Annotated in this window: 27 protein-coding genes; 15 read left to right on the top strand and 12 right to left on the bottom strand. The window is 74.3% G+C overall.

The features are described 5' to 3' along the window. Positions 1–121 precede the first annotated feature (121 nt). On the bottom strand, positions 122–1,093 hold the full coding sequence (locus tag LG632_RS11705) for an arylamine N-acetyltransferase family protein (protein WP_226726912.1): 972 nt from the start codon (positions 1,091–1,093) through the stop codon (positions 122–124). Between the two features lie 56 nt (positions 1,094–1,149). Next, positions 1,150–2,292 (bottom strand): NADH-quinone oxidoreductase subunit D, encoded by a 1,143-nt coding sequence (locus LG632_RS11700; protein ID WP_226726911.1) that lies wholly within the window; start codon positions 2,290–2,292, stop codon positions 1,150–1,152. Positions 2,293–2,323: 31 nt separating this feature from the next. Between LG632_RS11700 and LG632_RS11695 the strand changes: the two genes are divergently transcribed. Then, complete coding sequence (locus LG632_RS11695; protein ID WP_226726910.1) at positions 2,324–2,827, top strand: PH domain-containing protein; 504 nt, start codon at positions 2,324–2,326, stop codon at positions 2,825–2,827. Further along, positions 2,824–4,260: a PH domain-containing protein gene (locus LG632_RS11690; protein ID WP_226726909.1), complete on the top strand. Its 1,437-nt coding sequence runs from the start codon at positions 2,824–2,826 to the stop codon at positions 4,258–4,260. Before LG632_RS11695 ends, LG632_RS11690 begins: the two co-directional genes overlap by 4 nt. Positions 4,261–4,279: 19 nt before the next feature. Here the strand turns inward: LG632_RS11690 and LG632_RS11685 are convergent, their stop codons facing one another. The 3 genes from LG632_RS11685 to LG632_RS11675 all read right to left on the bottom strand — a co-directional run bounded on the left by LG632_RS11685 (position 4,280) and on the right by LG632_RS11675 (position 6,535). Beyond that, positions 4,280–4,564, bottom strand: a complete 285-nt coding sequence (locus tag LG632_RS11685; protein ID WP_226726908.1) for a Uma2 family endonuclease — start codon at positions 4,562–4,564, stop codon at positions 4,280–4,282. Between the two features lie 73 nt (positions 4,565–4,637). Continuing rightward, positions 4,638–5,315, bottom strand: a complete 678-nt coding sequence (locus LG632_RS11680) for a response regulator transcription factor (RefSeq protein WP_226726907.1) — start codon at positions 5,313–5,315, stop codon at positions 4,638–4,640. A gap of 14 nt (positions 5,316–5,329) precedes the next feature. Beyond that, entirely contained in the window at positions 5,330–6,535 is a 1,206-nt protein-coding gene (locus tag LG632_RS11675; RefSeq protein WP_226726906.1) for a sensor histidine kinase, read from the bottom strand. Between the two features lie 107 nt (positions 6,536–6,642). Here LG632_RS11675 and LG632_RS11670 point away from each other — a divergent pair, with 107 nt between their 5' ends. After that, complete coding sequence (locus LG632_RS11670; protein WP_226726904.1) at positions 6,643–7,734, top strand: SAM-dependent methyltransferase; 1,092 nt, start codon at positions 6,643–6,645, stop codon at positions 7,732–7,734. A gap of 100 nt (positions 7,735–7,834) precedes the next feature. Here LG632_RS11670 and LG632_RS11665 read toward each other — a convergent pair whose 3' ends face one another. Next, positions 7,835–9,382 carry a M28 family metallopeptidase gene (locus LG632_RS11665; protein WP_226726902.1) on the bottom strand — a complete coding sequence of 516 codons (1,548 nt, stop codon included), beginning with the start codon at positions 9,380–9,382 and terminating at the stop codon, positions 7,835–7,837. 243 nt (positions 9,383–9,625) lie between these two features. Next, entirely contained in the window at positions 9,626–10,750 is a 1,125-nt protein-coding gene (locus tag LG632_RS11660; RefSeq protein ID WP_226726901.1) for a DUF5937 family protein, read from the bottom strand. Positions 10,751–10,926: 176 nt separating this feature from the next. On the opposite strand from LG632_RS11660, the gene LG632_RS11655 reads away from it, so the two are divergent. Beyond that, positions 10,927–11,133: a hypothetical protein gene (locus LG632_RS11655; RefSeq protein ID WP_226726900.1), complete on the top strand. Its 207-nt coding sequence runs from the start codon at positions 10,927–10,929 to the stop codon at positions 11,131–11,133. Positions 11,134–11,244: 111 nt separating this feature from the next. Here LG632_RS11655 and LG632_RS11650 read toward each other — a convergent pair whose 3' ends face one another. Continuing rightward, positions 11,245–12,426 carry a threonine aldolase family protein gene (locus tag LG632_RS11650; protein ID WP_226726898.1) on the bottom strand — a complete coding sequence of 394 codons (1,182 nt, stop codon included), beginning with the start codon at positions 12,424–12,426 and terminating at the stop codon, positions 11,245–11,247. Positions 12,427–12,527: 101 nt separating this feature from the next. On the opposite strand from LG632_RS11650, the gene LG632_RS11645 reads away from it, so the two are divergent. The 5 genes from LG632_RS11645 (at position 12,528) to LG632_RS11625 (ending at position 18,075) form a co-directional block, all read left to right on the top strand. Further along, positions 12,528–13,499, top strand: a complete 972-nt coding sequence (locus LG632_RS11645; protein ID WP_226726897.1) for a Rossmann-like and DUF2520 domain-containing protein — start codon at positions 12,528–12,530, stop codon at positions 13,497–13,499. Then, complete coding sequence (gene panC / locus LG632_RS11640) at positions 13,496–14,500, top strand: pantoate--beta-alanine ligase (protein ID WP_226726896.1); 1,005 nt, start codon at positions 13,496–13,498, stop codon at positions 14,498–14,500. Before LG632_RS11645 ends, panC begins: the two co-directional genes overlap by 4 nt. 98 nt (positions 14,501–14,598) lie before the next feature. Beyond that, on the top strand, positions 14,599–16,287 hold the full coding sequence (locus tag LG632_RS11635) for an L-aspartate oxidase (protein ID WP_226726914.1): 1,689 nt from the start codon (positions 14,599–14,601) through the stop codon (positions 16,285–16,287). Positions 16,288–16,295: 8 nt separating this feature from the next. Continuing rightward, a complete protein-coding gene (nadC, locus tag LG632_RS11630; RefSeq protein WP_226726895.1) occupies positions 16,296–17,261 on the top strand; it encodes a carboxylating nicotinate-nucleotide diphosphorylase in 966 nt (321 codons plus the stop codon). A 4-nt stretch (positions 17,262–17,265) separates the two neighbouring features. Beyond that, complete coding sequence (locus LG632_RS11625) at positions 17,266–18,075, top strand: type III pantothenate kinase (protein ID WP_226726894.1); 810 nt, start codon at positions 17,266–17,268, stop codon at positions 18,073–18,075. A 215-nt stretch (positions 18,076–18,290) separates the two neighbouring features. Here the strand turns inward: LG632_RS11625 and LG632_RS11620 are convergent, their stop codons facing one another. Genes LG632_RS11620 through LG632_RS11610 form a run of 3 tightly spaced genes read right to left on the bottom strand, consistent with a single transcriptional unit; the run spans position 18,291 to position 19,981 of the window. Next, entirely contained in the window at positions 18,291–19,370 is a 1,080-nt protein-coding gene (locus LG632_RS11620; RefSeq protein WP_226726893.1) for a helix-turn-helix transcriptional regulator, read from the bottom strand. A 55-nt stretch (positions 19,371–19,425) separates the two neighbouring features. Next, positions 19,426–19,737 (bottom strand): hypothetical protein, encoded by a 312-nt coding sequence (locus LG632_RS11615; protein ID WP_226726892.1) that lies wholly within the window; start codon positions 19,735–19,737, stop codon positions 19,426–19,428. A 4-nt stretch (positions 19,738–19,741) separates the two neighbouring features. Next, positions 19,742–19,981: a hypothetical protein gene (locus LG632_RS11610; RefSeq protein WP_226726891.1), complete on the bottom strand. Its 240-nt coding sequence runs from the start codon at positions 19,979–19,981 to the stop codon at positions 19,742–19,744. A 111-nt stretch (positions 19,982–20,092) separates the two neighbouring features. Between LG632_RS11610 and LG632_RS11605 the strand changes: the two genes are divergently transcribed. The 6 genes from LG632_RS11605 (at position 20,093) to LG632_RS11580 (ending at position 23,416) form a co-directional block, all read left to right on the top strand. Beyond that, positions 20,093–20,845: a GntR family transcriptional regulator gene (locus LG632_RS11605; protein ID WP_226726890.1), complete on the top strand. Its 753-nt coding sequence runs from the start codon at positions 20,093–20,095 to the stop codon at positions 20,843–20,845. Positions 20,846–20,978: 133 nt separating this feature from the next. Further along, positions 20,979–21,614, top strand: a complete 636-nt coding sequence (locus tag LG632_RS11600; RefSeq protein ID WP_226726889.1) for a hypothetical protein — start codon at positions 20,979–20,981, stop codon at positions 21,612–21,614. A 14-nt stretch (positions 21,615–21,628) separates the two neighbouring features. Next, positions 21,629–21,796, top strand: coding sequence for a hypothetical protein (locus tag LG632_RS11595; protein ID WP_226726888.1), 168 nt, complete (start codon positions 21,629–21,631; stop codon positions 21,794–21,796). A gap of 101 nt (positions 21,797–21,897) precedes the next feature. Further along, positions 21,898–22,365, top strand: coding sequence for a BlaI/MecI/CopY family transcriptional regulator (locus tag LG632_RS11590; RefSeq protein WP_226726887.1), 468 nt, complete (start codon positions 21,898–21,900; stop codon positions 22,363–22,365). Positions 22,366–22,374: 9 nt separating this feature from the next. Further along, positions 22,375–22,920, top strand: coding sequence for an amino-acid N-acetyltransferase (locus LG632_RS11585; RefSeq protein ID WP_226726886.1), 546 nt, complete (start codon positions 22,375–22,377; stop codon positions 22,918–22,920). Between the two features lie 163 nt (positions 22,921–23,083). Continuing rightward, positions 23,084–23,416, top strand: coding sequence for a histone-like nucleoid-structuring protein Lsr2 (locus LG632_RS11580; RefSeq protein WP_226726885.1), 333 nt, complete (start codon positions 23,084–23,086; stop codon positions 23,414–23,416). Here the strand turns inward: LG632_RS11580 and LG632_RS11575 are convergent. Further along, a complete protein-coding gene (locus LG632_RS11575; RefSeq protein WP_226726884.1) occupies positions 23,401–24,036 on the bottom strand; it encodes an SCO3374 family protein in 636 nt (211 codons plus the stop codon). The genes LG632_RS11580 and LG632_RS11575 overlap by 16 nt on opposite strands. Between the last annotated feature and the right edge of the window lie 163 nt (positions 24,037–24,199).

Here is a 24,199-nt window from a genome sequence, read left to right as displayed (position 1 = left end):
CGGCGCCGGAGCCCGCGGGCGGGGAGTCGGAGGGCCAGGTCATCGACCTGACGGCCCACGACGAGACCGAGCCGCTGAACGTGACCCCGCTCCGCTCGGCCATCTCCTGACGGGGGGCGCCTCAGCAGGCGCCGCGGGCCGGGCAGCTGCCCGCGCGTTCCCACAGCAGGGCGCGGTCCGCCGGGGACAGGTCGTCCAGGGTGCAGCCGAAGACCGTGGTGAGGGCCTGGAAGAAGGCCTCGGGCGTGGTCAGTTCGCGGGTGGTGTCGCCGTTGACCGGGTCGGTGCGGCTCAGGGTCCGGCCGCGCAGGACGTCGATGCCGTGGGCGTCGCGGCGGAGCACCGCGAGGGTGCGGACGAAGGTGGAGTCCGCGTCGGTGGACAGCCGCGCGTGCTCGGCCGCGAAGTCGGCCATGGTCGCGGGCGCGGAGCGGAAGTTGACCGCCGGGTTGGGGCCGGCCTCGTTGAGGAAGGTCCAGCCCCCGCCCGAGGGCAGCGGCTCCATGCGGTACGTGAACGCCCCTTGCGCGTACGTGCCCGCGCGCAGCGGCAGCGGCTCGTAGGGGCCGTCGCCGAGCCCGGTGTCGACGAAGTACGCCGTGCCCTCGACCCGGACGGTGAGGACGAGGTGGTTGCCGCCCACCTCGCGGTCGGCCACGTCGTGGCAGACCCCGCCGATGTGCCGGGTCACGTCGTAGCCGAGGGTCTCCAGCAGGGCGGCGAAGGCGCCGTTGAGGTGGAAGCAGTAGCCGCCGCGGCCGGCGGCGAAGCGGCGGGCGGACAGCTCCGGGTCGATGGCCGGCGGCCGGCCGAGCTGGATGTCGAGGTTCTCGTACGGTACCCGCTCCAGGTGGGCCCGGTGGAGGGCGAACAGCCCGGCGGCCGAGGGCGCCGAACCGAGCACCTGCGCCGACCCGAGCGCCTGGCCCGGCCCGAGCGCCTGCCCCGCCCCGAGCGCCTGCCCCGCCCCGATGGCCTGCGCCGCCGCCCCCGGCGGCCCGGTGATGCCGAGCCGCCGCAGATAGCCCGCCGCCACGGCGGCGGGCAGGGCGGCGGACGGGGCAGGGGCCAGGGAGGGCGTCGCCGAGGTCATGGCCGCACCCTAGGCGGGCCCGGCCCGGCGGACGCCGCGACGCCCGCAGCCCGCGACTACTTGTCGATGTCGCCGACCACGAAGAACATCGAGCCGAGGATCGCCACCATGTCCGCGACCAGCGTGCCGGGCAGCAGCTCGGTCAGCACCTGGATGTTGTTGAACGACGCCGAGCGCAGCTTCAGCCGGTACGGCGTCTTCTCGCCCTTGGAGACCAGGTAGTAGCCGTTGATGCCGAGCGGGTTCTCGGTCCAGGCGTACGTGTGGCCCTCCGGCGCCTTGAGCACCTTCGGCAGCCGCTGGTTGACCGGCCCCGGCGGCAGCTCGGCCATCCGGTCCAGGCAGGCGTCCGCCAGGTCGAGGGCGTTGTGGGTCTGGTCGAGCAGGCACTCGAAGCGGGCCAGGCAGTCGCCCTCGGAGCGGGTGACGACCTCCAGGACGTCCTGGAGGTCGCCGTACGCCAGGTACGGCTCGTCCCGGCGCAGGTCGAAGTCGACGCCCGAGGCGCGGGCGATCGGGCCGGAGACCCCGTACGCGTGGACGGCCTCGGCCGACAGCACGCCGACGCCGCGGGTCCGGCCGCGGAAGATCTCGTTCCCGTGCACCAGCTTGTCGTAGACGTCCATCCGCGAGCGGCACTCGGCGACGGCGGCCCGGGCCCGGCCGAGCCAGCCCGCCGGCAGGTCCTCCTTGAGGCCGCCGACGCGGTTGAACATGTAGTGCATCCGCCCGCCGGAGATCTCCTCCATGACCGCCTGGAGGTCCTCCCGCTCGCGGAAGGCGTGGAAGATCGGGGTGATTCCACCCAGTTCGAGGGGGTACGACCCCAGGAACATCAGGTGGTTGAGCACCCGGTTGAGCTCGGCGAGCAGGGTGCGCATCCACACGGCCCGCTCGGGCACCTCCATGCCGAGCATCCGCTCGACGGCCATGACCACGCCGAGTTCGTTGGAGAAGGCCGACAGCCAGTCGTGGCGGTTGGCGAGCATGACGATCTGCCGGTAGTCCCGGGCCTCGAAGAGTTTCTCGGCGCCCCGGTGCATGTAGCCGACAACGGGTTCGGCGCTGCGGATGCGCTCGCCGTCGAGGACGAGCTTCAGGCGCAGCACGCCGTGCGTGGAAGGGTGCTGGGGCCCGATGTTGAGCACCATGTCCGTGCTCTCCGCCGCGCCGCCGATGCCGACCGTGGTCTCCGTCATGCGCCCAGTGTCTCAGCCCTAGGCTGGAGGAATGGATACGGGGACGACGTCTGCGGCGCAGAGCGGGACGCAGGAGCCGCGCTGGGTGGGACTGCCCGGCCGGCTGCTCACCCTGCGCCGGCTGCTGCTGGTCATATGGATGACGGTGCTGGCGGTGGCGACGGCGGTCCTCGCGGGCCTGCTGATCGGCCCGGCGTGGGCCGCGACCGGGCTGGTGTGGGGGGCGGTGCTGGTCTGGGGCTGGTGGCTGCTCGGCCGCAACTGGCGCTCGTGGCGCTACGCCGAACGCGCCGACGACCTGCTGATCAGCCGGGGTGTGCTGTGGCACGAGCAGACCGTGGTGCCGTACGGGCGGATGCAGCTGGTCGAGGTGACCTCCGGCCCGCTGGAGCGGCGCTTCGCGCTGGCCTCCGTCCAGCTGCACACGGCCGCGGCGGCGACCGACGCCAAGATCCCGGGGCTGGCCCCGGCCGAGGCCGAACGGCTGCGGGACCGGCTGACGGAGCTCGGCGAGGCAAGGTCGGCCGGGCTGTGACGGGGGGCGAGCCGGGGGCGGTGGGGCCGGTGGGGCCGGTGGGGCCGGTGGAGCCCGCGGGACCGGCCGGGCCGGAGTCGGCCGGGCCGGAGCCGGTCGGACCCGGATCGGCCGGGCCGGGGGCGGCCGATCCGGGGGCGCCCGTCGTGGAGCGGCGGCTGCACCCCTTCACCCCGCTGCGCCGCGCCTGGGTGCCGATCGGCGCCGGGATCGGTGTGCTCGGCCAGCAGGCCGACCGGGCGCAGGAGTGGGCCCGCGACGCGGGCACCGGCCTCGGCACGCTGATCCTGGTCGCGGTGCTGGTGGCGGCCTCCCTGTACGGCTTCCTGAGCTGGCGCTTCACCTCCTACGCCGTCACCGACACGGAGCTGCGGATCCGGACCGGCCTGATCTTCCGGCGCACCGCGCACATCCGGCTGGACCGGCTCCAGGCCGTGGATGTCACCCGGCCGCTGCTGGCCCGGCTGACCGGCGTGGCCAAGCTCAAGCTGGACGTCATCGGTACCGAGGAGAAGGACGAGCTGGCCTTCCTCGGCGAACGCGTGGCCCAGGACCTGCGCGCCGAACTCCTGGCGCGCGCCGCCGGTTTCGCCCCGGCGGAGGCGGCCCGGGTGGGCGAGGCGCCGGGTCGGGCGCTGCTGCGGGTGCCCGGCGGCCGGCTGGCGACCTCGCTGCTGCTGAGCCTGGGCGTGTGGGCGGCGCTGACCGGCGGCCTGGCCGGAGCGCTGATCGTATGGCGGGCCAGCGACAACCTGATCGCGGGCCTGGCCCTGCTGCTGCCGATGCTGGGCGGTGCGTGGGCCGCCAGCGGCGGCCGGTTCCTGGCCGAGTACGACTGGACGGTCGAGGAGTCGCCCGACGGGCTGCGGCTGGACCACGGGCTGCTGGACCGGGCGCACGAGACGGTCCCGCCGGGCCGGGTGCAGAGCGTGCGGATCGTCGAGCCGCTGCTGTGGCGGCGCCGGGACTGGGTCCGGGTGGAGCTGGCGGTGGCCGGCTCGAAGAACGACGTCCTGGTGCCGGTCGCCGCGCGGCAGGAGGCGTACGCGGTGGTCGCCCGGGTGCTCCCGGGCGTGGACCTGACGGCGCTCGCCTTCGCGCCGTCCCCGCGCCGGGGCGCCCGCTGGGTGGTGCCGGTGTGGTGGAAGGGCTACGGCCTGGCCGTCTCGCCGCAGGTCTTCGCGGCCCGCAAGGGCCGGCTGTGCCGCCGTACGGAGATCGTCCCGCACGCCAAGGTCCAGAGCGTCCGGCTGACCCAGGGACCCTGGGAACGCGCCCGCGGCGTGGCCGACGTCCACGTGGACACGGGCGCGGACGGCACGGTCACCGCGCGGCTGCGGCCCGCCCCGCAGGCCCACGCCCTCCTCGCGGCCCAGGCCACCCGCTCCCGGACCGGCCGCGCCACGTCCCGCCCGGACCGCTGGATGACCTGAGGCCCGGACGGAACGGGGGTCACCAGCCGACGGGGTAGCTCTTGCGGCTGCCGGTCTCCAGCGTCCACGGCCCGGCGGTGACCGTGTCCCCGAAGGCGTAGGGGACCTCCTTGCGGTAGCGGATGCCGTCGGGCCCCCGGGAGGGGTCGCTGTGCACGGTGACGGTCCTGCGGTCCTTGCGGGGGTCCCCGATCACGTACAGCGGGGCACCCATCTTCGGGTGGTCGTGCAGGTAGTCGTGCAGCTTGTCCCGGATGCCGGTGAGGAAGTTCGTCCGGGAGACGACCTCCACCACCCTGAGCACGTCACGGGAATTGATGGCCTTCGGTGAGGTCGGCCATGGTTTCCTCCAGGCGCGGTGGGGGCGGGAGCGGCGGTCAGGTGCCCGGCTGGCTGCCCGCCCGGACCATGCCCGTCTCGTAGGCCAGGACGACCACCTGGACGCGGTCGCGCAGGTCCAGTTTGGTCAGGATGCGGCCCACGTGGGTCTTGACCGTGGCTTCCGACAGGACGAGGCGGGCGGCGATCTCGCCGTTCGACAGGCCCTGCGCGACGAGGAGCATCACCTCGCGCTCGCGGTCGGTCAGCCGTTCCAGTTCCTTGTGCTGCGGCTCCGCCGTGGTCGTGGGGAGCATCGGGGCGAAGCGGTCCAGCAGGCGCCGCGTGGTGGACGGGGCGACCACCGCGTCGCCGCTGTGCACCGAGCGGATCGCGCCCAGCAGCTCCGCCGGCGGCACGTCCTTGAGCATGAAGCCGCTGGCACCGGCCTTCAGGCCGGAGAACGCGTACTCGTCCAGGTCGAAGGTGGTCAGGATGATGACCTTCGGGTGCTCCTCGGGCTCGCAGATGCGCCGCGTCGCCTCGACCCCGTCGAGCCTCGGCATGCGCACGTCCATCAGGACCACGTCGACCTTCGTCGCGCGCAGCACCTCCAGGGCCTCCAGGCCGTCGCCGGCCTCGGCGACCACCTCCATGTCCGGCTGGGCCGCGAGCACCATGCGGAAGCCGGTGCGCAACAGCACCTGGTCGTCTACGAGCATCACTCGGATGGACATCGGCTACCTCGACCTCATCTCTTCTTCAGCGGCAGCAGCGCGCTGATCCGGAAGCCACCGCCCGGCCGTGGCCCCGCCTCCAGGGTCCCGCCGACCATACCGACCCGCTCCCGCATGCCGATCAGGCCGTGACCGGCGCCGTCGGCGCCGCCGTCCTCGTACAACTCGTGTGCCGCGCCCCGCCCGTCGTCCTCGACCAGCAGGCCGAGCCCGTCGTCGAAGTACACCAGGCGGACGCTCGCCTTCGCGTCCGGGCCCCCGTGCTTGCGGGTGTTGGTCAGGGCCTCCTGGACGATCCGGTACGCGGTCAGCTCGACCCCGCTGGGCAGCTGCCGCGGCGCGCCCTCGACCTCGAAGTCCACGGCCAGCCCGGCGGCGCGGACCTGCTCGACGAGCACCTCGATCTGCTCGACGTCGGGCTGGGGGACGTAGTCCTCGGACTCCTGCGGCTCGCCGGTGCGCAGCACGCCCAGCAGGCGGCGCATCTCGGCGAGCGCCTGGCGGCCGGTGCCGGAGATGGTCTGGAGGGCCTCCTTGGCCTGCTCGGGGGCCACGTCCATGACGTAGGCGGCGCCGTCGGCCTGGACGACCATGACGGAGACGTTGTGCGCGACCACGTCGTGCAGTTCGCGGGCGATGCGCGCCCGCTCGGCGGCGACGGCGACCTTGGCCTGTGCCTCGCGCTCCTTCTCCAGCCGCTGGTTCCGCTCGACCAGCTGGGCGTAGTACGCCCGCCGGGTGCGCAGCGAGTCGCCCAGCACCCAGGCGAGGGCGAAGGGGACCATCAGGAAGAGGGCGAACAGGACGTTCTGCGTGGAGTCGGTCGTGCTCTTGTCGAAGCCGAAGCGGAGTCCGTACAGCGGGGCCGCCGCCAGCCCCGAGACCAGGGCGAAGCGGGACAGCCGGCGCGGGACGTCGGCGGCGGAGGCCACGGTGAAGAGGATGACCAGCATGGCGCAGTCGGCGGAGTGGACCTCGACGCCCGCGAGCAGCTGGTAGAGCCCGGTGCCCAGCGCCACCCAGAACATCGGGACCGTCCACCTGCGGCGCAGGGCGACGACCAGGCCGAGGGCGAGGACCGAGGGGACGGCGAGCAGCCGGTGGGGGGTGGTGGAAGCGCTCTCGACCACCTCCAGCATGGTGATCCCCACGAGCATCGCAGCCCAGAAGCTGTCGACGCCCGTGGGGTGTCTGCGGAGGAAGTCGTAGAGGCGCTGCACGTAACCCAGAGTAGGCAAAGGGGATAGGTGCTGGAGTCAACCACAGGGGCGATCCGTGCCGCGGGGGCGTACTCCGCAAGGTGGAGGGCGACCTTAGCCTTGGTGGGGTGAGCGATCAGGCGGAGCGGGTGGGGGCCGGTGGGCCGGTGCGGTGGCGCACGGCCGTGGAGAGGGCCCTGTACGGCCCCGACGGCTTCTACGTCCGCCCCGGCGGACCCGGCCCGGCCGGGCATTTCCGCACGTCGGTGCATGCGTCCCCGCTGTACGCGGGCGCGGTGGCGCGGCTCCTGCTCCAGGTGGACGAGGCGCTCGGCCGCCCGGAGGAGCTGGACCTGGTCGACGTCGGGGCCGGCCGCGGGGAACTGCTGACCGGGGTGCTGGCCGCGCTGCCGGCGCCGGTGGCGCGGCGGGTACGGGCGTACGCGGTGGAACGTGCGGCCCGGCCGGCGGGCCTGGACGAGCGGATCCGGTGGACGGCGCAGCCGCCGGCCGGGGTGCGGGGGCTGCTCTTCGCGAACGAGTGGCTCGACAACGTGCCGCTGGACGTGGCGGAGGACGGCCGGTACGTGCTGGTCGACCGGGACGGTGCCCAGTCGCGCGGCGGCCCGCTGTCGCCGGCCGACCGCGCCTGGCTGACCCGCTGGTGGCCCGGCCCGGGCCGGGCGGAGATCGGCCGCCCCCGGGACGAGGCCTGGGCGGCGGCGGTGGGGACGGTCCGGGCGGGGCTGGCGGTCGCGGTGGACTACGCGCACGTCGCCGGGCGGCGGCCGGCGGACGGGACCTTGACCGGCTTCCGGGCGGGCCGGGAGGTGGCGCCCGTACCGGACGGAAGCTGCGACGTGACGGCGCACGTGGCCCTGGACGCGTGCGCGGCGGCGGGCGCCGAGGCCGCGGCGGCGGCCGGGACCGGGGCGGCCGACGGTCCGGCGGGGGCCGGGACCGCGGCGGCCGGGGCCGCGGTGCTCGTGAGCCAGCGCGAGGCGCTGGGGGCGCTCGGGGTGTCCGGGGGGCGGCCGCCGCTGGCCCTGGCCTCGACCGATCCGGCGGCGTACGTGCGGGCCCTGGCGGCGGCCGGGGAGGCGGCCGAGCTGAGGGCCCGCGGCGGCCTCGGCGACTTCCTCTGGCTCCTCCAACCGGTGGCGGTGCCCCTGCCCCTCCCGCTGCGCGAGGCCCTCGCGGCACCCCGCCCCGTCCCCTGACCGCGGCACCACCGGCACCACCGGCACCACCCGGCGCCGGACACGGCGGGGCCCCGGTCCCCCGGAAGGTCCGGGACGCCGGGGCCGTGGGCCGGGCCGGTTACTGCGTCACGTGGTCGTGGCCGTCGTGGAGGCCGCCCCCGCTGCCGGCGGAGCCGTCCGTCGGGTGGGACTCGACCGGGGCGGTCAGCGGGGCCAGGTCCCAGGCGTAGTGGCCGACCGCGTTCGCGATCACGTCCACGTTGATGTCCAGGGCCTTCTGGTCGATGTTCGCCAGGGTGTCACCGGCGCCGTGGTAGTTCACGTCGTAGGCGACGCCCGCCTGGCCGCCGAACTTCGCCGCCTGCGCGGGCGTCTTGATGCCCTCGGCGCCGGTGAAGGTGCCGCCCGACGGGATGCCGACCTCGATGAACGGGCCGTAGTCCGAGCGCCCGGTGAAGTCCGTGCCCTCGTGCGGGATGTTCTTCGAGTCCAGGAAGTCGGTGATGCCCTTCTCCAGCTGGGCGGAGCCGGCCGGGCCGGGGCCCGCGCCCACGCCGTCGGAGTCGTCGCCGTCGTAGACGAAGTACGCCGCGTTCGGCGAGGCGATCATGTCGAAGTTCAGGTAGAGCTTGATCTGCTTCTTCTGCTCGTCGGTCAGCGAGGCGACGTACGCCTCGGAGCCGAGCAGGCCGAACTCCTCCGCCGACCACCAGGCGAACTTCACCTTGTTCTTGATCTTCTTCTGGTCGCCCGCCAGCCGCTGCGCGACCTGGAGGATGCCCGCCGAGCCGGAGCCGTTGTCGTTGATGCCGGGACCGGCCGCGACGGAGTCCAGGTGCGCGCCCAGGAAGACGGTGTTGTCGGCGTCGCCGCCCTTGGTCTCGGCGATCACGTTGTACGTCTTGCGGTTCTCCCGCAGCTCGCGGATGTCCAGGGTCACCGAGACCGGGCCCGCCGCGGCCTCGGCCGCCAGCTTCTCGCCGTCCTCCTGGGTGATGCCACCGGTGGGGATCTTGCCGGACGCCGGGTCGCCGAGGGTGCCGTTGAGGGCGCCCGCGGTGTTGTTGTAGATCACCGCGCCGACCGCGCCGGCGGCCGCCGCGTTCTGCTGCTTGACCGCGAAGGTGCAGCCGCCCCGCTTGATCAGCGCGATCCGGCCGGTGAACGTGCCCGCCGAGAAGTCGCCGGGCTCGCAGCCGTTGGTGCCGTCCGCGTCCACCGGGGCCACGGCGACGTTCGCGGTCACGCCGCCCTCAGGGCCGCTCGCGGTGTACGTCATCAGATTGATCGGGACGTCCCGCTGCGCGGCGCCGTGCACCGCCAGCTTCTCCGCGATCGTCTCGACGTACACGAAGTCGAATTCGTGCCGGGAGACCTCGTAACCGGCCGCCTTCAGCACCTGCGAGACGTACTGGGCCGACTGCTCGTGGCCCTTGGAACCGGCGACCCGCGTACCGCCGTTGTAATCGGCGATGGACTGGAACGCCTTGAGGTGGTTGTACGCCCCCTTGCCGGTGGAGTCCTTGACCAGCTTGCGGGCCAGCGCGTCCGCGCGCGCGGCGTCGCTCTGCGGGCTGGTGGCACCGGCCGGACCGGCCAGGAGCAGCGGCGAGACGAGTGCCGTGGCGGCCAGGGCGGCGACTGCGGCTATACGGCGAGAGGGCATGAAGGTCCTTTCACGCAGGCAGACGGACAGGCGAACGAACGACGGAACGACGGAACGACGGAATCGAGGGGACGACACAACGGCGGGACGACAGGACGACGGACGACAGAACGACGGGACGACAGTCGTGCGGGCCAGCGGTGGACGCACGTTAAGCAGCGAACCGCCACTCTGGCCAGAGTTTTCGCTGATTCCGGTTTATGAATTCCGTATATCGGTGCCGCGAACCGGGTCCGCCGCAGGTCAGCGCAGGATTCCCTCGATGAAATCCGCACCGATCCGGGCGACCGCGGACAGATCCAACTGATGTTGCACATAGCGCCCTTGGCGCTGCGTGTGCAGCAGCCCCGCCTTGCGCAGCACCGTCAGGTGCCGGGACACCTCCGGTGCGGTCACCCCGTGGACGGTCGCCAGCTCGCTCGTCGTGTACGGGGCCCGGGCCAGGCTCCGGCACAGCCGCATCCGCATCGGGTGCGCGAGGGCCTCCATGCGGCGCTGGAGCAGTTCCACCGAGCCGGGGCCGGGGGCCAGTTCGGGCGAGGACAGCGGGTAGTGCACGACCGGGCGCCAGCCGGGGGCGTGCAGCACCAGCAGGTGCGGCCAGCCGAAATGGGTGGGTATGAAGACCAGCCCGGGGCCGACGGTCGGATCGACGGCGGTGGCCGTGCCGTCGACCATCTTGTCGACGGTGATCCGGGTCTCGGCCGCGTCCACGCCGAGCGCGCCCGACACCTCCGCCAGCACCGCCGGCAGGCCCTTGCGGCGCAGCACCTCGGTCTTGTGGCGGGCGTCGGCGCTCTGCCGCGGCTCGATCCGGCGCCACGTCGCGGCGAAGAACGCCTCGTCGCACTCCTGCAGCAGCTCGCGCAGCCAGACCCGGACCCGTGCGGTGTCGTCCAGCAGCCGTATGGAGAAGTCCAGTTGGCGCGGACCGCGGGCGGCGGCCGTCTCCAGCGCCTTGGCCCGCGCGGCGGGGTCCTTCAGCGGGGACGGGCCGCCGCCCTCGTCGTAGAGCGCCAGCCAGCAGTGCTCCAGGGCGGCCATCACGAACCGCTCGTCGTCCATCCGGTCCAGCAGGTCGAGTTCCTCGGCCAGCGTGGCGCCGGGCACCCCGGGACCGCCGGGTACGCCCGCGAACGGCATGAAGATGTCGGCGAACGAGCTGCGCCACATGAAGTCCGCCTCCAGCAGCCGGTCCGCGAGGCACGGGTCGAGGGCGGCGGAGGTGGCGGTGGTCCAGGACTGCAGCCCCGGGTGGTGGGCCGGTTGCGACAGCGCGTGCAAGGTCATGCAGAGCTCCGCCAGCGGGGACGGGGAGAAGGTGATCCGCTCCCGGGGCAGCCCGGCGATGTCGATGCTCACGCTCATGCGGACATTGTCGGCACCCTGACCACCGGTGCGCGGTCCGGGGTCGGCCGACTGGCCCTCCCGGGACGGGGTCGCCGCAGGTCACGGCGGGGGTGGCGGGCGTGACCTGCGGGCGGCGATTGACGGTGGCCGTCAATCGTCGCGCGGGTCCGGGCCGACGGGTCCAGGGTGGAGGCATGACCGCGATCGAGCAGTACCTCATCGACACCTACCGGACCGCCCAGCACGGCGGCCCGCCCCCGCCGCCGCCCGGCCGCGACGACGTCGCCGCGGTGCGGGCCGCCCGCTGCTACGAGCAGTTCCACGCCGTCCTGGAGGGACGGTCCGCGCACCACCCGTGGCGGGCGGCCCTGCACCGGCTCCTGGCCCGGGGCGGGGCGTAGCCCGGCCGGGACCCGGCCCGCGCCTACGCCCCCGCCCTCGCCCTCGCCAGGGCCGAAGCCCCCGCCCGGCCTACGCCCCCGCCCGCGCCAGGGCCGACACCCCCGCCCGGCCTACGCCTGCGCCCCCGCCTCCGTCAGGAACGCGACGTAGTCCGCGACCGCCTTGTGCACGTCCGGCGCCGTCCACGACAGCGCCTCCTCGGTGATCGTCAGCTCGGTCATCGACATCCCCGGCGGGCCGTCCGGCCACCAGCGCCGGAACAGGCAGGTGCCGGTCTCCTCCGCCTGCCGCACCGCCGCCTCCGTCAGCGCCTCGGCCCCGTACGGCAGCCAGACCTGGAACTGGTGGGTCTGGGGCACCTCCGGGTTGATCCGGAACCACGGCACCGCCGAGGCCCCGAAGCCGTCGCCGAGCGCCGCGGCGACGACCTTGGCGTGCTCGACGTACGACGGCAGCTTCGGCAGCTCCCGCTCCAGCCCGGCCAGCGCCGACAGGGCCTGCGGGAACTGGCGGAAGACCCGGCCGCCGTAGCGCAGCCGCCACTGCCGGGCCTCGGCGACCAGTGAGGCGGAACCGGCCAGCACGGCTCCGCTCAGGCCGCCCAGCGACTTGTAGAAGGACACGTAGACGCTGTCGGCCAGGCCGGCGATCTCCGCCAGCGGGCGGCCGAAGTGGACGGTGGTCTCCCACAGCCGGGCCCCGTCGAAGTGGACGACGGCGTCCCGCTCACGGGCGGCCTCGACCAGGGCGCACAGCTCCTCCCAGGAGGGCAGCAGGAAGCCGGGGTCGCGCAGCGGGAGCTCGACCATGAGGGTGCCGAAGGGCTCGGGCAGTTCCCGTACCTCGTCGGCGGTGGGCTGGCGGCTCTCGTCGGTGGGATGGACGGTGCGCAGCCCGGCCACCGTGGTCAGGGCCCCGCCCTCCCAGCGCTCGGGGTGGCTCATCGGGTGCAGGGCCACCACCGGGTTCCCGGTCCGGCCCGCCCAGCAGCGCAGGGCGACCTGCTGGGCCATGGTCCCGGAGGGGAAGTACGCCGCCGCCTCCGTGCCCAGGAGTTCGGCGACCCGCTCCTCCAGCCGGGCCACGACCCCGTCGCCGTAGACGTCGGCCGGCTCGTCCGGGTCGGGGGTGGTCAGGGAGGCGAGCAGTTCCCCGACGGTCGGTTCCTTCGCGGCCCGCGAGAGCCGGCGGCGCGCCCCGCGCCAGGCCGCCAGCTCGCGCTCCTGCGGGTCGCGCTCCTGCGGTTCCTCGACGGTCCGGTCTTCCTCTACGTGCTCGTCCGTGTCGCTCATGGGCCGATCATGGCCCGGGACACGCGGTCAGGGCCACAGGGCTAGCATGGCGACGTATCGTCCGGTACCCCCCGCGGACTGGAACGGAAGGCACTCCCCGCGTGAATCCCACCCAGCAGCCGCGCCCCGCCCGGCTCGCCGTAGGCGTCGTCGGCGCAGGTCGCGTCGGTCCCGCGCTCGCCCGCGCGCTCCAGCTCGCCGGGCACCGGCCCGTCGCGGTCTCGGGCGTCTCCGACACGTCCGTGCGCCGGGCCCAGGAGATGCTGCCCGACGTGCCGCTCGTGCCGCCGTCGCAGGTGCTCCAGATGTCCGACCTGGTGCTGCTGACCGTGCCCGACGACGCGCTGCCGGGGCTGGTGCAGGGCCTCGCCGACACCGGGGCGGTGCGGCCCGGGCAGCTGCTGGTGCACACCTCCGGGCGGTACGGGACCGCCGTGCTGGACCCCGCCCGGCGGGCCGGGGCGCTGCCGCTCGCGCTGCACCCCGCGATGACCTTCACCGGCACCATGGTCGACGTCCAGCGGCTGGCCGGGTGCTCCTTCGGCGTGACCGCCCCCGACGAGCTGCGGCTGGCCGCCGAGGCCCTCGTGATCGAGATGGGCGGCGAGCCCGAGTGGATCGCCGAGGCCGCCCGCCCGCTCTACCACGCGGCCCTGGCCCTGGGCGCGAACCACCTGGTCACCCTGGTGGCCCAGGCCATGGAGCTGCTGCGCACGGCCGGGGTGGAGCACCCGGACCGGATGCTCGGCCCGCTGCTCGGCGCGGCCCTGGACAACGCCCTGCGCTCCGGCGACGCCGCCCTGACCGGCCCGGTCGCACGCGGCGACGCCGGCACGGTCGCCGCGCACGTGGCGGAGCTGCGCAAGCACGCCCCCGGCACGGTCGCGGGGTACCTGGCCATGGCCCGTACGACGGCCGACCGCGCCCTGGCCCACGGCCTGCTCAAGCCGGAACTGGCCGAAGACCTGCTCGGCGTGCTCGCCGACGGCACCCCCGTGACCGACGCGACCGACGCGACCGGCCGGGTCGACGGGGTCGACGGAGCCGACGGCCCGGAGGAAGAGGGACGATGACCGACCTGCTGCTGTCCACCGCCGACGAGCTGCACCGCCTGCCGCGCGGCGGCGCCGGGCCCCGCTGCGTCGTGATGACCATGGGTGCGCTGCACGAGGGCCACGCCACCTTGATCCGCACCGCGCGCGAGCGCGCCGGCGCCACCGGTCAGGTCGTCGTCACGGTCTTCGTCAACCCCTTGCAGTTCGGGCCGAACGAGGACCTCGACCGCTACCCGCGGACCCTGCAGGCCGACCTCGTGCTGGCCGAGCGGGCCGGCGCGGACGCCGTGTTCGCGCCGTCCGTCGAGGAGGTCTACCCGGGCGGCGACCCCCAGGTGCGCGTCACCGCCGGTCCGATGGGCGAGCGCCTGGAAGGCGCCACCCGCCCCGGCCACTTCGACGGCATGCTCACCGTGGTCGCCAAGCTGCTCCACCTCACCCGGCCCGACGTCGCCTTCTTCGGGCAGAAGGACGCCCAGCAGCTCGCCCTGATCCGCCGCATGGTCACCGACCTCAACTTCCCCGTCGAGGTGGTCGGCGTACCGACCGTGCGCGAGGCCGACGGGCTGGCCCTGTCCAGCCGCAACCGCTACCTCTCCGACGCCGAGCGCCGTACCGCCCTGGCCCTGTCGCGGGCGCTGTTCGCGGGCCGGGACCGGCTCGCCGCGCAGGCCGCGCTGCTGGCCCGCGCCGAGGCCGTCGCCGCGCCCGCCGGGGAGGACCGGGCCACCGGTCTGGCCAAGCTCGGCGAGGCCCGGGCCTCCGCCGACGCCCACGCGGTGTCGGTGGCCCGCACCGGCCTGGCCGACGCCGTACGGGCCGCCGCCCGGCAGGTGCTGGAGCAGGCCGGGCGGGCGCAGCCGCCGCTGGAGCTGGACTACCTGGCGCTGGTCGACCCCGCGGACTTCACCGACGTCGGTCCCGACTTCGCCGGCTCGGCGGTCCTGGCCGTCGCCGCGCGGGTCGGCACGACCCGGCTGATCGACAACATCCCATTGGAGTTCGGAGCACACTCGTGAGCACCCCAGGCACAGGCCCGTCCGGCACGGGCACGGGCACCGGCACCGCCGGCGCCCCCGGCCCCCGCGCCGGTGCGGCCGGCACCGGCGGCACCGGCATACGCCTCCACGCGCCCGCCCCCGGCTGGGCCCTGGAGGCGGACGTCGTGGTCGTCGGCTCCGGCGTCGCGGGCCTGACCGCCGCGCTGCGCTGCGCCGCCGCCGGCCGCCGTACGGTCGTGGTCACCAAGGCCCGGCTCGACGACGGCTCCACCCGCTGGGCGCAGGGCGGCATCGCCGCCGCCCTCGGCGAGGGCGACACCCCCGAACAGCACCTGGCCGACACCTTGGTGGCCGGCGCCGGCCTGTGCGACGAGCACGCCGTGCGGCTGCTGGTCACCGAGGGCCCGGACGCGGTGCGCCGGCTCATCGACACCGGCGCGGTCTTCGACACCTCCGCCGAGACCGGCGAGATCGAGCTGACCCGCGAGGGCGGCCACCACCGCCGCCGCATCGCGCACGCCGGCGGCGACGCGACCGGCGCAGAGATCAGCCGCGCCCTGGTCGAGGCGGTGCAGGCGGCCGGCATCGAGACCGTCGAGAACGCGCTGGTGCTGGACCTGCTCCAGGACGCCGAGGGCCGCACGGCCGGTGTCACCCTGCACGTCATGGGCGAGGGCCAGCACGACGGCGTCGGTGCCGTGCACGCGCCCGCCGTGATCCTGGCGACCGGCGGCATGGGCCAGGTGTTCTCCGCCACCACCAACCCCTCCGTCTCCACCGGCGACGGCGTCGCGCTGGCGCTGCGCGCCGGGGCCGAGGTCTCCGACCTGGAGTTCGTCCAGTTCCACCCGACCGTGCTCTTCCTCGGCCCCGACGCCGAGGGCCAGCAGCCGCTGGTGTCGGAAGCGGTCCGCGGCGAGGGCGCCCACCTGGTCGACGCCGACGGCGTCCGGTTCATGCTCGGGCAGCACGAACTCGCCGAGCTGGCCCCGCGGGACATCGTCGCCAAGGGCATCATGCGCCGCATGCAGGAGCAGGGCGCCCAGCACATGTACCTGGACGCGCGGCACTTCGGCGCACCGATGTGGGAGCAGCGCTTCCCCACCATCCTGGCCGCCTGCCGCGCCCACGGCATCGACCCGGTCACCGAGCCGATCCCGGTCGCGCCGGCCGCGCACTACGCCAGCGGCGGCGTCCGGACGGACCTGCACGGCCGCACCACCGTGCCCGGCCTGTACGCGTGCGGCGAGGTCGCCTGCACCGGGGTGCACGGCGCCAACCGGCTCGCCTCCAACTCCCTGCTGGAGGGCCTGGTCTTCGCCGAGCGGATCGCCGCCGACATCGTGGCCCGGCCGCCGCGCGGCAACGGCCCCGGCATACCCGTGCCCGCCACCGGCCCGCTGCAGCCCGCCGAGGCCCGCTACGAGGTCCAGCGCATCATGACCCAGGGCGCGGGCGTGCTCCGCTCGGCCGAGTCGCTGCGCGCCGCCGCCGACGCCCTGGAGGCGCTGTACGCGGACGCCCTCGGCGAACTGGAGGCCCAGGGCAAGACGGCCGTGCCGGGGGTGGACACCTGGGAGGCGACCAACCTGCTGTGCGTGGCCCGGGTGCTGGTCGCGGCGGCCCTGCGCCGCGAGGAGACCCGCGGCTGCCACTGGCGCGAGGACCACCCCGGCCGGGACGACGACGGATGGCGCCGGCACCTCGTGGTGCGCCTGTCGGAGACCGAGCACCGGGCCCTGGTCGTCACCCCCACCGACACCGCGGACTTCCCGCCCGTACACCCCCCGAGCCAGGAGCAGTGACCCGAACCGTGAGCACCGAACTTCCCCTCATCAACCCCGACGACGAAGGCGGCTGCGGCGACGACTGCGCCTGCGGCGGCGACGAGAGCGGCCTGGACCCCGCGCTGGCCCAGCTGCTGCAGGACGCGGGCCTGGACCCGGTCGAGGTCGAGGACATCGCGCACATGGCGCTGTCGGAGGACCTCGACGGCGGCGTCGACGTCACCACCGTGGCCACCGTGCCCGAAGAGGCCGTCGCGACGGCCGACTTCACCGCCCGCGAGGCCGGTGTGGTGGCGGGCCTGCGGGTCGCGGAGGCCGTGCTGTCGGTGGTCTGCGCCGACGCGTTCGAGGTCGAGCGGCACGCGGAGGACGGCGACCGGGTCGAGGCCGGCCAGGTGCTGCTGTCGGTGACGGCCCGCACCCGGGACCTGCTGACCGGCGAGCGCAGCGCGCTGAACATCCTGTGCCGCCTGTCGGGCATCGCCACCGCGACGCGGCGCTGGGCCGACGTCCTGGAGGGCACCAAGGCGAAGGTGCGCGACACCCGCAAGACCACGCCGGGCCTGCGCTCCCTGGAGAAGTACGCGGTCCGCTGCGGCGGCGGGGTCAACCACCGGATGTCGCTGTCGGACGCGGCGCTGGTCAAGGACAACCACGTGGTCGCCGCCGGCGGCGTCGCCGAGGCCTTCAAGGCGGTCCGGGAGGCGTTCCCGGAGGTGCCGATCGAGGTCGAGGTGGACACCATGCACCAGGTGCGGGAGGTCCTCGACGCCGGCGCGGACCTGATCCTGCTGGACAACTTCACCGTCCCCGAGACGGAGGAGGCCGTGACCCTGGTCGCCGGGCGGGCCGCCCTGGAGTCCAGCGGCCGGCTGACCCTGGAGACCGCCCGGGCCTACGCGGAGACCGGCGTGGACTACCTGGCGGTCGGCGCGCTCACGCACTCCTCGCCGATCCTGGACATCGGCCTCGACCTGCGCGAAGCGGTGTGACCCCATGCTGCTGACCATCGACGTGGGCAACAGCCAGACGGTGCTGGGGCTGTTCGACGGCGACGAGATCGTCGAACACTGGCGGGTGTCGACCGATCCGCGCCGCACGGCCGACGAGATGGCCGTGCTGATGCAGGGCCTGATGGGCATGCACCCGATGCTCGGCAGCGAGCTGGGCGACGGCATCCACGGCATCGCCATCTGCTCGACCGTGCCGGCGGTCATGCACGAGCTGCGCGAGGTCACCCGGCGGTACTACGGCGACGTGCCGGCGGTGCTGGTCGAGCCGGGCGTCAAGACGGGGGTGCCGATCCTGACGGACAACCCCAAGGAGGTCGGCGCCGACCGCATCATCAACGCGTGCGCGGCCGTCGAGCTCTACGGCGGCCCGGCGATCGTGGTCGACTTCGGCACGGCGACCACGTTCGACGCCGTGTCGGCGCGCGGGGAGTACGTCGGCGGCGTCATCGCGCCGGGCATCGAGATCTCGATGGAGGCGCTCGGCATGCGCGGCGCGATGCTCCGCAAGATCGAGCTGGCCCGGCCGCGGAACGTCATCGGCAAGTCCACCGTCGAGGCCATGCAGGCGGGTGTCGTCTACGGGTTCGCCGGCCAGGTCGACGGCGTGGCCGCCCGCATGGCCCGGGAGCTGGTCGGCCCGGCCGGCGACCCGGCCGACGTCCGCGTCATCGCCACGGGTGGCCTCGCACCGATGGTGCTCGGCGAGTCCTCGGTCATCGACGACCACGAGCCGTGGTTGACGCTGATCGGGCTGCGCCTGGTGTACGAGCGGAACGCGCCGCACTTCGACTGAGGCCTCCCGGGGGGTGCCCCCGCTCGGCCGCCCACCGGGGCCGGGCTTCGGCCGCCCACCGTGGCCGGGCTTCGGCCGCCCGCCGGGGCCCGGGCTTCGGGGGCCGCCGTGGCCGGGCTTCGGGGGGCCGGGGGCTCCGGGTGGGGGTGTCCGGGACTGCATGATTTATGGCGGTCCGGCTGATTCCGCATCTCGTGCAGTGACCACGCCACAAATCACGCTTTACGTCCCGGACACCCCCACCCTGCGCCCCCGGCCCCGCTCGGTCGGCTGTCTGGCCCCGCTCGGCCGCCCGCCGGGGCCGGGCTTCGGGGGCCCGGGGTTCCGTAGCGGGTGGACAGGGTGTGGGCTGCCTTCTGCATCTGGGCGCGCAGGGGTGGGGGGCCCAGGACTTCGGCGTCCTCGGGCAGGGCCAGGAACTGGGCCCGGGCCTGGGCGTGGGACTCGACCGGGAGGGTCGCGCGGGTCCAGCCGGGGTGGTCGGGGTCCGGGCGTCCGGTGGCCTCCAGGGCCCGGGCCTGGGCGCCCGTGAGCTGCGCCGCCGCGCGGGGGGAGAGCCGTACCAGCACCTCCTCGGGGTGCAGCCGCGCGTGGAAGTCGGCCTGGGCGCCGCGCCAGTGCGCGGCCAGGTCGAAGTCCTCGGGGAGGTCCACCGGGGTCCGCGTGGTCGTCAGGGCGAGGATCTGGTCGACCCGGTACGTGCGGGGTCCGGCCGCTTCCGCGCCCGCCGGGCGTGCCACCAGGTACCAGCGGCCCGCCTTGAGGACGAGGCCGTAGGGGGCGAGCCGGCGGTCGACCTCGAACGGCTGCTTCCACCGCCGGTAGCGCACCTCGATCTCCCGGCCGTGCCAGACGGCGTCGGCGACCTCGCCCAGGAACGGGGTGCCGACGTGCTCGGCGTACCAGCCGGGCGCGTCCAGGTGGAACCGCCGCCGCATCCGGTCGGCCTGCTCCCGCAGCGCGGCCGGCAGGGCCGCCCGCAGCTTCAACTGGGCCGCGGCGAGCGCCGGTCCGAGGCCGAGCTGGGCGGCCGGGCCGGGCAGCCCGGTCAGGAACAGCGCCTCGGCCTCGCCCGCGCTGAGCCCGGTCAGCCGGGTCCGGTACCCCTCCAGCAGCCGGTAGCCCCCGCGGTGCCCGGCGTCGCCGTAGACGGGCACCCCGGACGCGGCCAGCGCCTCGACGTCTCGGTAGACGGTCCGTACGGAGACCTCCAGCTCCCGCGCGAGTTCCTCGGCGGTCATCCGCTCCCGGGTCTGGAGCAGCAGCAGGATCGAGAGCAACCGGCTCGCCTTCACCGCTCCAGGATCGCAGGGCCCCGGGCCGCCGGGGCGGCCCGGGGCCCTGCGGCCGTCAGACGGGCGGGCGGCCCGGGGTGGGGGCCGGCGGGGGGCTCGGCAGCGGCGGGCCCGGGTTCGGCGGGGGCTCGGGGTAGCCGGGGTTGCGGTGCTTGTCCATGGTCACCGTCGCCCAGGTGAGCCGGTAGACGCCGAGCGGCGGGAACAGCTCCACCCGGACCGGGTAGCCCTGCTCCGCGCAGGACGCGCACAGCAGGTCGCGGTGGGGGCTGCGTGGGGTGATGCGGGCCGCCTGGACCGGCTCCTTCCAGCACGCTTCGCACGTGGTGACGTCGGTCGGGCTCGTGGCGAATTCGGCTGTGATCACTCGTTCACCTCCTGTCGATCTCGACCCAGACGGTGTCCGCACCGCCGTGGGTCCGCTGGTGGCCGTAGCGGGCGCCCTGCGCGAGCGCCTGGAGGATGGCCGCGTGCGTGGTCGGGCCCAGTTCCGTCGGGAGGTCCGCCTCGATGCGGATCAGGTCGCGCGTCGCCTCCAGCCGCGGCTCACTGCCGGTCGCGGCGGCGAGCAGGGCGGTCAGGGCGGCGGCTTGGGCCTCGGCGGAGCACACAGGTCCCCCTCACGGTGAGCGCGTTGTCGCTCATCGTAATGCTGAGCATTCAGCTTCAACCTGATGGGTTAGCTTGTCAATCTCCGCTGGAGTAGGGACAGGACGGCCCAAATGCCCCGTGAGAACGCGTACTTGCAGGTGGCCGACGCCCTCCGGGCCCGGATCGAGGCCGGAGAATGGCCGATCGGCGCGAAACTGCCCTCCCGTGCCCGCTTCGCCGAGGAGTACTCCGTCGGGCAGAGCGTCGCCCAGCGCGCCATGGAGCGGCTGATCATCGAAGGCTTCCTGGAGGGCCGCGCCGGCTCGGGCACCTACGTGCGCCGGCCGCGCGAGCGGCTGCGCCTGGTCCGCTCGCGGCGGCGGGCCGGCCGCGCGGGCGCCCCGTTCGCCGCCGAGGTCGCCGCGCAGGGGCAGGCGGCCTCCTGCGAGTCCCGCTCGCAGGCCCGGGTGCCGGCGCCGGAGGCGATCGCGGCCCGGCTCGCGATCGAGCCGGGCGACCTGTGCGTCCTGACCGACTACGAGTACCTGGCCGACGGCCGCCCCGTGCAGCTGTCCCGCTCGTGGGAGCCGATGGCCCTCACCCAGGGCACGCCGATCGAACTGCCCGAGCTGGGTCGCCAGCAGGGCCGGGGCGTGGTGGAGCGGATGCGCTCGATCGGGATCGACGTGGCCTCGGCGGTCGAGGTCCCGCGTCCGGCGCGGGCCACCCAGGCGCAGGCCAACCTGCTCGGCATCAGCATCGGCGACCTGATCACCGAGATCGAGCGGACGTACTACGACGGGGCGGGGCGGCCGGTGGAGACGGCCGACATCGTGCTGGCCGACATCCGCTCCGAGATCGCCTACGAGTTCAGCGTCGAGTGAGCCGCCTGCGGTCCCGACGCCCGCATCTGCCCCATTTGTCGGGGATTCCTGTCAATCGTCCCCACGGGTGACACGCCGCGCCGGGACGGGTGACGTAGGGGGATTTTGTCCGATTAGCGCGTATCTTCGCCCCATGCCCACGCCCTACGGATCCCGCGGCGGTATGGCGTTCAGCGCGGCGGAGCTGCACGTGCTCCGGCGCTCCCTCGCCCACGCCCTCCAGTCCTCCACGGCCCCCCTGCCCGCCACCGACGTCCAGGACTGCCTGCGCCTGGCGCAGGCGGTCGACGAAGCCGTACGCGAGGCCGGCCGGCTCAGAGCCTTCCTGGCCGAGGACCTCGGGCGTTACCGGCGGGCCCTGCCCGGAAGCCTCCACGGCTACCTGGAGCTGCTCCAGGACGCCCTGCGCGCCGGCTACCGGCCCTGCTCCGAGGACCTGGCCGCCCTGCGGGCCCTGCGCGGCAACGCCGCCGCGGCCGGCCTGCTGGACCACTGCGCCCGGCTGGCCCTGGACACCCGCCCCGCGGTGGCCGCCGTACCGCGGGCCCGGCTGACGGCCCTGGCCGGCGGGAAGGACCTCCGCGCGCGGGAGACCGGCCGGAAGGGGCCCGGCAAGGAGGGGGAGGAGGCCGCGCCCGAGCAGCCGGCGAAGCCGGCGCCGCGGGAACCGGCGCCCCGCCCGGAGCGGCCGATCCCGACGCCCGGTGAGGTGTTCCCGCCGCGCCGCAAGCCCACTCCGCCCCCGGCGGCCCGGCGCGCGGCCGGGTAGCTACGCTGGGGGCCATGGACTACGTATCCGCGCTCGTTCCCCCCTTCGTGATGGCCGTGTTCTTCATCGCGATCGTCAGGACGATCGTGAAGAGCCAGGGCGGTGCCAACAAGGCCAAGGAGGACGCGGCGGTCGACGCCGCCCTCGCCCGCGCCGAGAGCGCCCGACAGGCCAAGGACTAGGACGCCGGGCGCAGCCCCTTCCGGGGACTGCGCCCGATTTTTGTGGTGCGCCCCGGGGTGATGGCCGGGAAATCCCGGACATCCCGCACTATCGTGCTGTTGTGCCTCGCCCCTTGGGAGAACTCGAAGACGCCGTCATGACGCGGGTGTGGCAGTGGAACCGCCCGGTCACTGTTCGGGAAGTGCTGGAGGACCTCCAGCAGGAACGGTCCATCGCATACACGACGGTCATGACCGTAATGGACAATCTTCATCAGAAGGGCTGGGTCCGCCGGGAGGCCGAAGGCCGCGCCTATCGATATACCGCGGTCTCCACCCGCGCCGCCTACTCGGCCGCACTGATGAACGAAGCCTGGGCCACCAGTGACAACCCCGCCGCCGCCCTCGTGGCCTTCTTCGGGATGATGTCGCCGGAGCAGCGCGAGGCCCTGCGCGACGCCGTACGCCTCGTCCAGCGCGACGAGGAGCAGCAGGAACCCAAGGAACGGCCGCCCGGGCAGCCGGCGCCGGCCGCGGAGCCGCCCGGGGAGGGGCACTCCGGCGGTGAGCCGCCCGGGGCGGGGCGATAGCGTCCGGGCATGGAAGACGAAGCGCGAGTTCCCGCTCCTGGCGCGGACGCAAAATCCGTCACGATCCGGCGCGCCCGCACCTTGGACGTTCCGGCGCTGCGCCGGCTGCTGAACCAGTACGTGCAGGACCGGATCCTGCTCGACAAAGCACCGGTGACGCTTTACGAGGACATCCAGGAGTTCTGGGTCGCGGAACGGGACTCCGACGGCACGGTGGTCGGCTGCGGCGCCCTTCACGTGATGTGGGAAGACCTCGCCGAGGTGCGCACTCTGGCGGTCGACCGCGAGTTGCGGGGGGCGGGAGTCGGTCACCAGCTGCTCGGCCGGTTGTTGCAGACGGCCCGGGAGCTGGCGGTGCGGCGGGTATTCTGCCTGACCTTCGAAGTGGAGTTCTTCGCCAAGCACGGCTTCGTCGAGATCGGCGAGACCCCCGTGGACACCGATGTCTACACCGAGCTCCTGCGTTCCTATGACGAGGGCGTCGCCGAGTTCCTCGGCCTCGAACGAGTGAAGCCGAACACCTTGGGCAACAGCCGGATGCTTCTGCACCTGTGATCGGGTGCGCGGCTTTTCCGCGCGCCGCCCGCCTGTGGCCTATGTCCGAATCGCGTACGTTTCCCGCCCTGTTCCGCCCCTGAACCTCTCCCGGGGGGTTTGTGTTTTTCCCGAGAAAGCGGTTTCCTTTCCGCGTACTGCTTTTTCGATGAAAGGAAATCCGGTGGCACAGAAGGTTCAGGTCCTTCTTGTCGACGACCTCGACGGTGGCGAGGCGGACGAGACCGTGACGTTCGCGCTGGATGGCAAGACCTACGAGATCGACCTCACCACCGCCAACGCGGAAAAGCTCCGCGGTCTGCTGGAGCCGTACACCAAGAGCGGTCGCCGCACCGGTGGCCGGGCCGCCGCCGGCCGCGGCAAGGGCCGTGCGGCCGCGTCGTCCGGCAACCCGGACACCGCCGAGATCCGCGCCTGGGCCAAGGCCCAGGGCCTGAACGTCAACGACCGGGGCCGCGTCCCGGCGGAGATCCGCGAGGCCTACGAGAACCGCTGAGCCCGACCGGACACGGCCCGCGGGGCCGTACGAGCGGCCGAGTGCGCCGCCGTACGCCCCAGGCGGGCCCGGTGGCACTCGGTGGCCGCCGCGCCGACCAGGCGCACCAGGCCGGACGCGGCGGCGGGCCCGGCCCCCGGGCCCCGCGAGGACAGCCCGGGCAGTGACGCCTCGCATCCCGGACCGGGGGGGCGCAGCCACACGGCGGTCCCTCCGGGACGTACCGCCCCGGCCGCGCCGCTCCGCCCGCCGGGACCCCCGTGGCCACCCCGACCGGGGGGCGCCGGGGCGGTGATCCGGCCACCCGCACCCAGGGCGGTCAGGTCCAGGGCGACCCCGCCCCATTCCAGCCAGTCGAGGAGCCCGTCGAGCTCCTCCGCACTGCCCGCGGCGACCAGGAACCGCATCCTGCGCCCCATCCGCGCCACCGGACCGGTGGCCACGGCACGGTGCAGCAGCCGCACCCCGGCGTCGGCCGGCACCTCCAGCACGTCGAACAGCGTCCCGGTGGCCAGCTGGGCGGGCGGACCGCCCACCACGGGCCAGCCGAGCACCTGCTCGTACCAGTGGGCGTACTCGTCCTCGGGCGCGACGCGGGGCAGCGGCACGGTGTGGGCCATGTCCGCATCAACGCCACCGGACGGCCGGGGTTACGCGCCGCTTGCGGACGGGTACGCAATGCAATGGGGAGCGGCGACCGGAATGACGGATTCGGGACGCAAGTGTGTTCGCCCTCAGCGGAGACGACCCCTGCCGGGGGCATGGAGTGTCGGCGCCGGAGGG

The organism is Streptomyces antimicrobicus (assembly GCF_020532625.1).
Lineage (GTDB): Bacteria > Actinomycetota > Actinomycetes > Streptomycetales > Streptomycetaceae > Streptomyces > Streptomyces antimicrobicus.
This window is presented reverse-complemented; position numbering and strand designations above follow the sequence as displayed.

Excerpts from the sequence above, each read along its gene's own strand:
- LG632_RS11660 (WP_226726901.1), bottom strand. The coding sequence starts at position 10,750 with ATGAGCGTGAGCATCGACATCGCCGGGCTGCCCCGGGAGCGGATCACC.
- LG632_RS11585 (WP_226726886.1), top strand. The coding sequence starts at position 22,375 with ATGGAAGACGAAGCGCGAGTTCCCGCTCCTGGCGCGGACGCAAAATCC.
- LG632_RS11605 (WP_226726890.1), top strand. The coding sequence starts at position 20,093 with ATGCCCCGTGAGAACGCGTACTTGCAGGTGGCCGACGCCCTCCGGGCC.
- LG632_RS11680 (WP_226726907.1), bottom strand. The coding sequence starts at position 5,315 with ATGTCCATCCGAGTGATGCTCGTAGACGACCAGGTGCTGTTGCGCACC.
- LG632_RS11665 (WP_226726902.1), bottom strand. The coding sequence starts at position 9,382 with ATGCCCTCTCGCCGTATAGCCGCAGTCGCCGCCCTGGCCGCCACGGCA.
- LG632_RS11695 (WP_226726910.1), top strand. The coding sequence starts at position 2,324 with ATGGATACGGGGACGACGTCTGCGGCGCAGAGCGGGACGCAGGAGCCG.
- LG632_RS11705 (WP_226726912.1), bottom strand. The coding sequence starts at position 1,093 with ATGACCTCGGCGACGCCCTCCCTGGCCCCTGCCCCGTCCGCCGCCCTG.
- LG632_RS11575 (WP_226726884.1), bottom strand. The coding sequence starts at position 24,036 with ATGGCCCACACCGTGCCGCTGCCCCGCGTCGCGCCCGAGGACGAGTAC.
- LG632_RS11655 (WP_226726900.1), top strand. The coding sequence starts at position 10,927 with ATGACCGCGATCGAGCAGTACCTCATCGACACCTACCGGACCGCCCAG.
- panC (WP_226726896.1), top strand. The coding sequence starts at position 13,496 with ATGACCGACCTGCTGCTGTCCACCGCCGACGAGCTGCACCGCCTGCCG.
- LG632_RS11650 (WP_226726898.1), bottom strand. The coding sequence starts at position 12,426 with ATGAGCGACACGGACGAGCACGTAGAGGAAGACCGGACCGTCGAGGAA.
- LG632_RS11700 (WP_226726911.1), bottom strand. The coding sequence starts at position 2,292 with ATGACGGAGACCACGGTCGGCATCGGCGGCGCGGCGGAGAGCACGGAC.
- LG632_RS11595 (WP_226726888.1), top strand. The coding sequence starts at position 21,629 with ATGGACTACGTATCCGCGCTCGTTCCCCCCTTCGTGATGGCCGTGTTC.
- LG632_RS11600 (WP_226726889.1), top strand. The coding sequence starts at position 20,979 with ATGCCCACGCCCTACGGATCCCGCGGCGGTATGGCGTTCAGCGCGGCG.
- LG632_RS11625 (WP_226726894.1), top strand. The coding sequence starts at position 17,266 with ATGCTGCTGACCATCGACGTGGGCAACAGCCAGACGGTGCTGGGGCTG.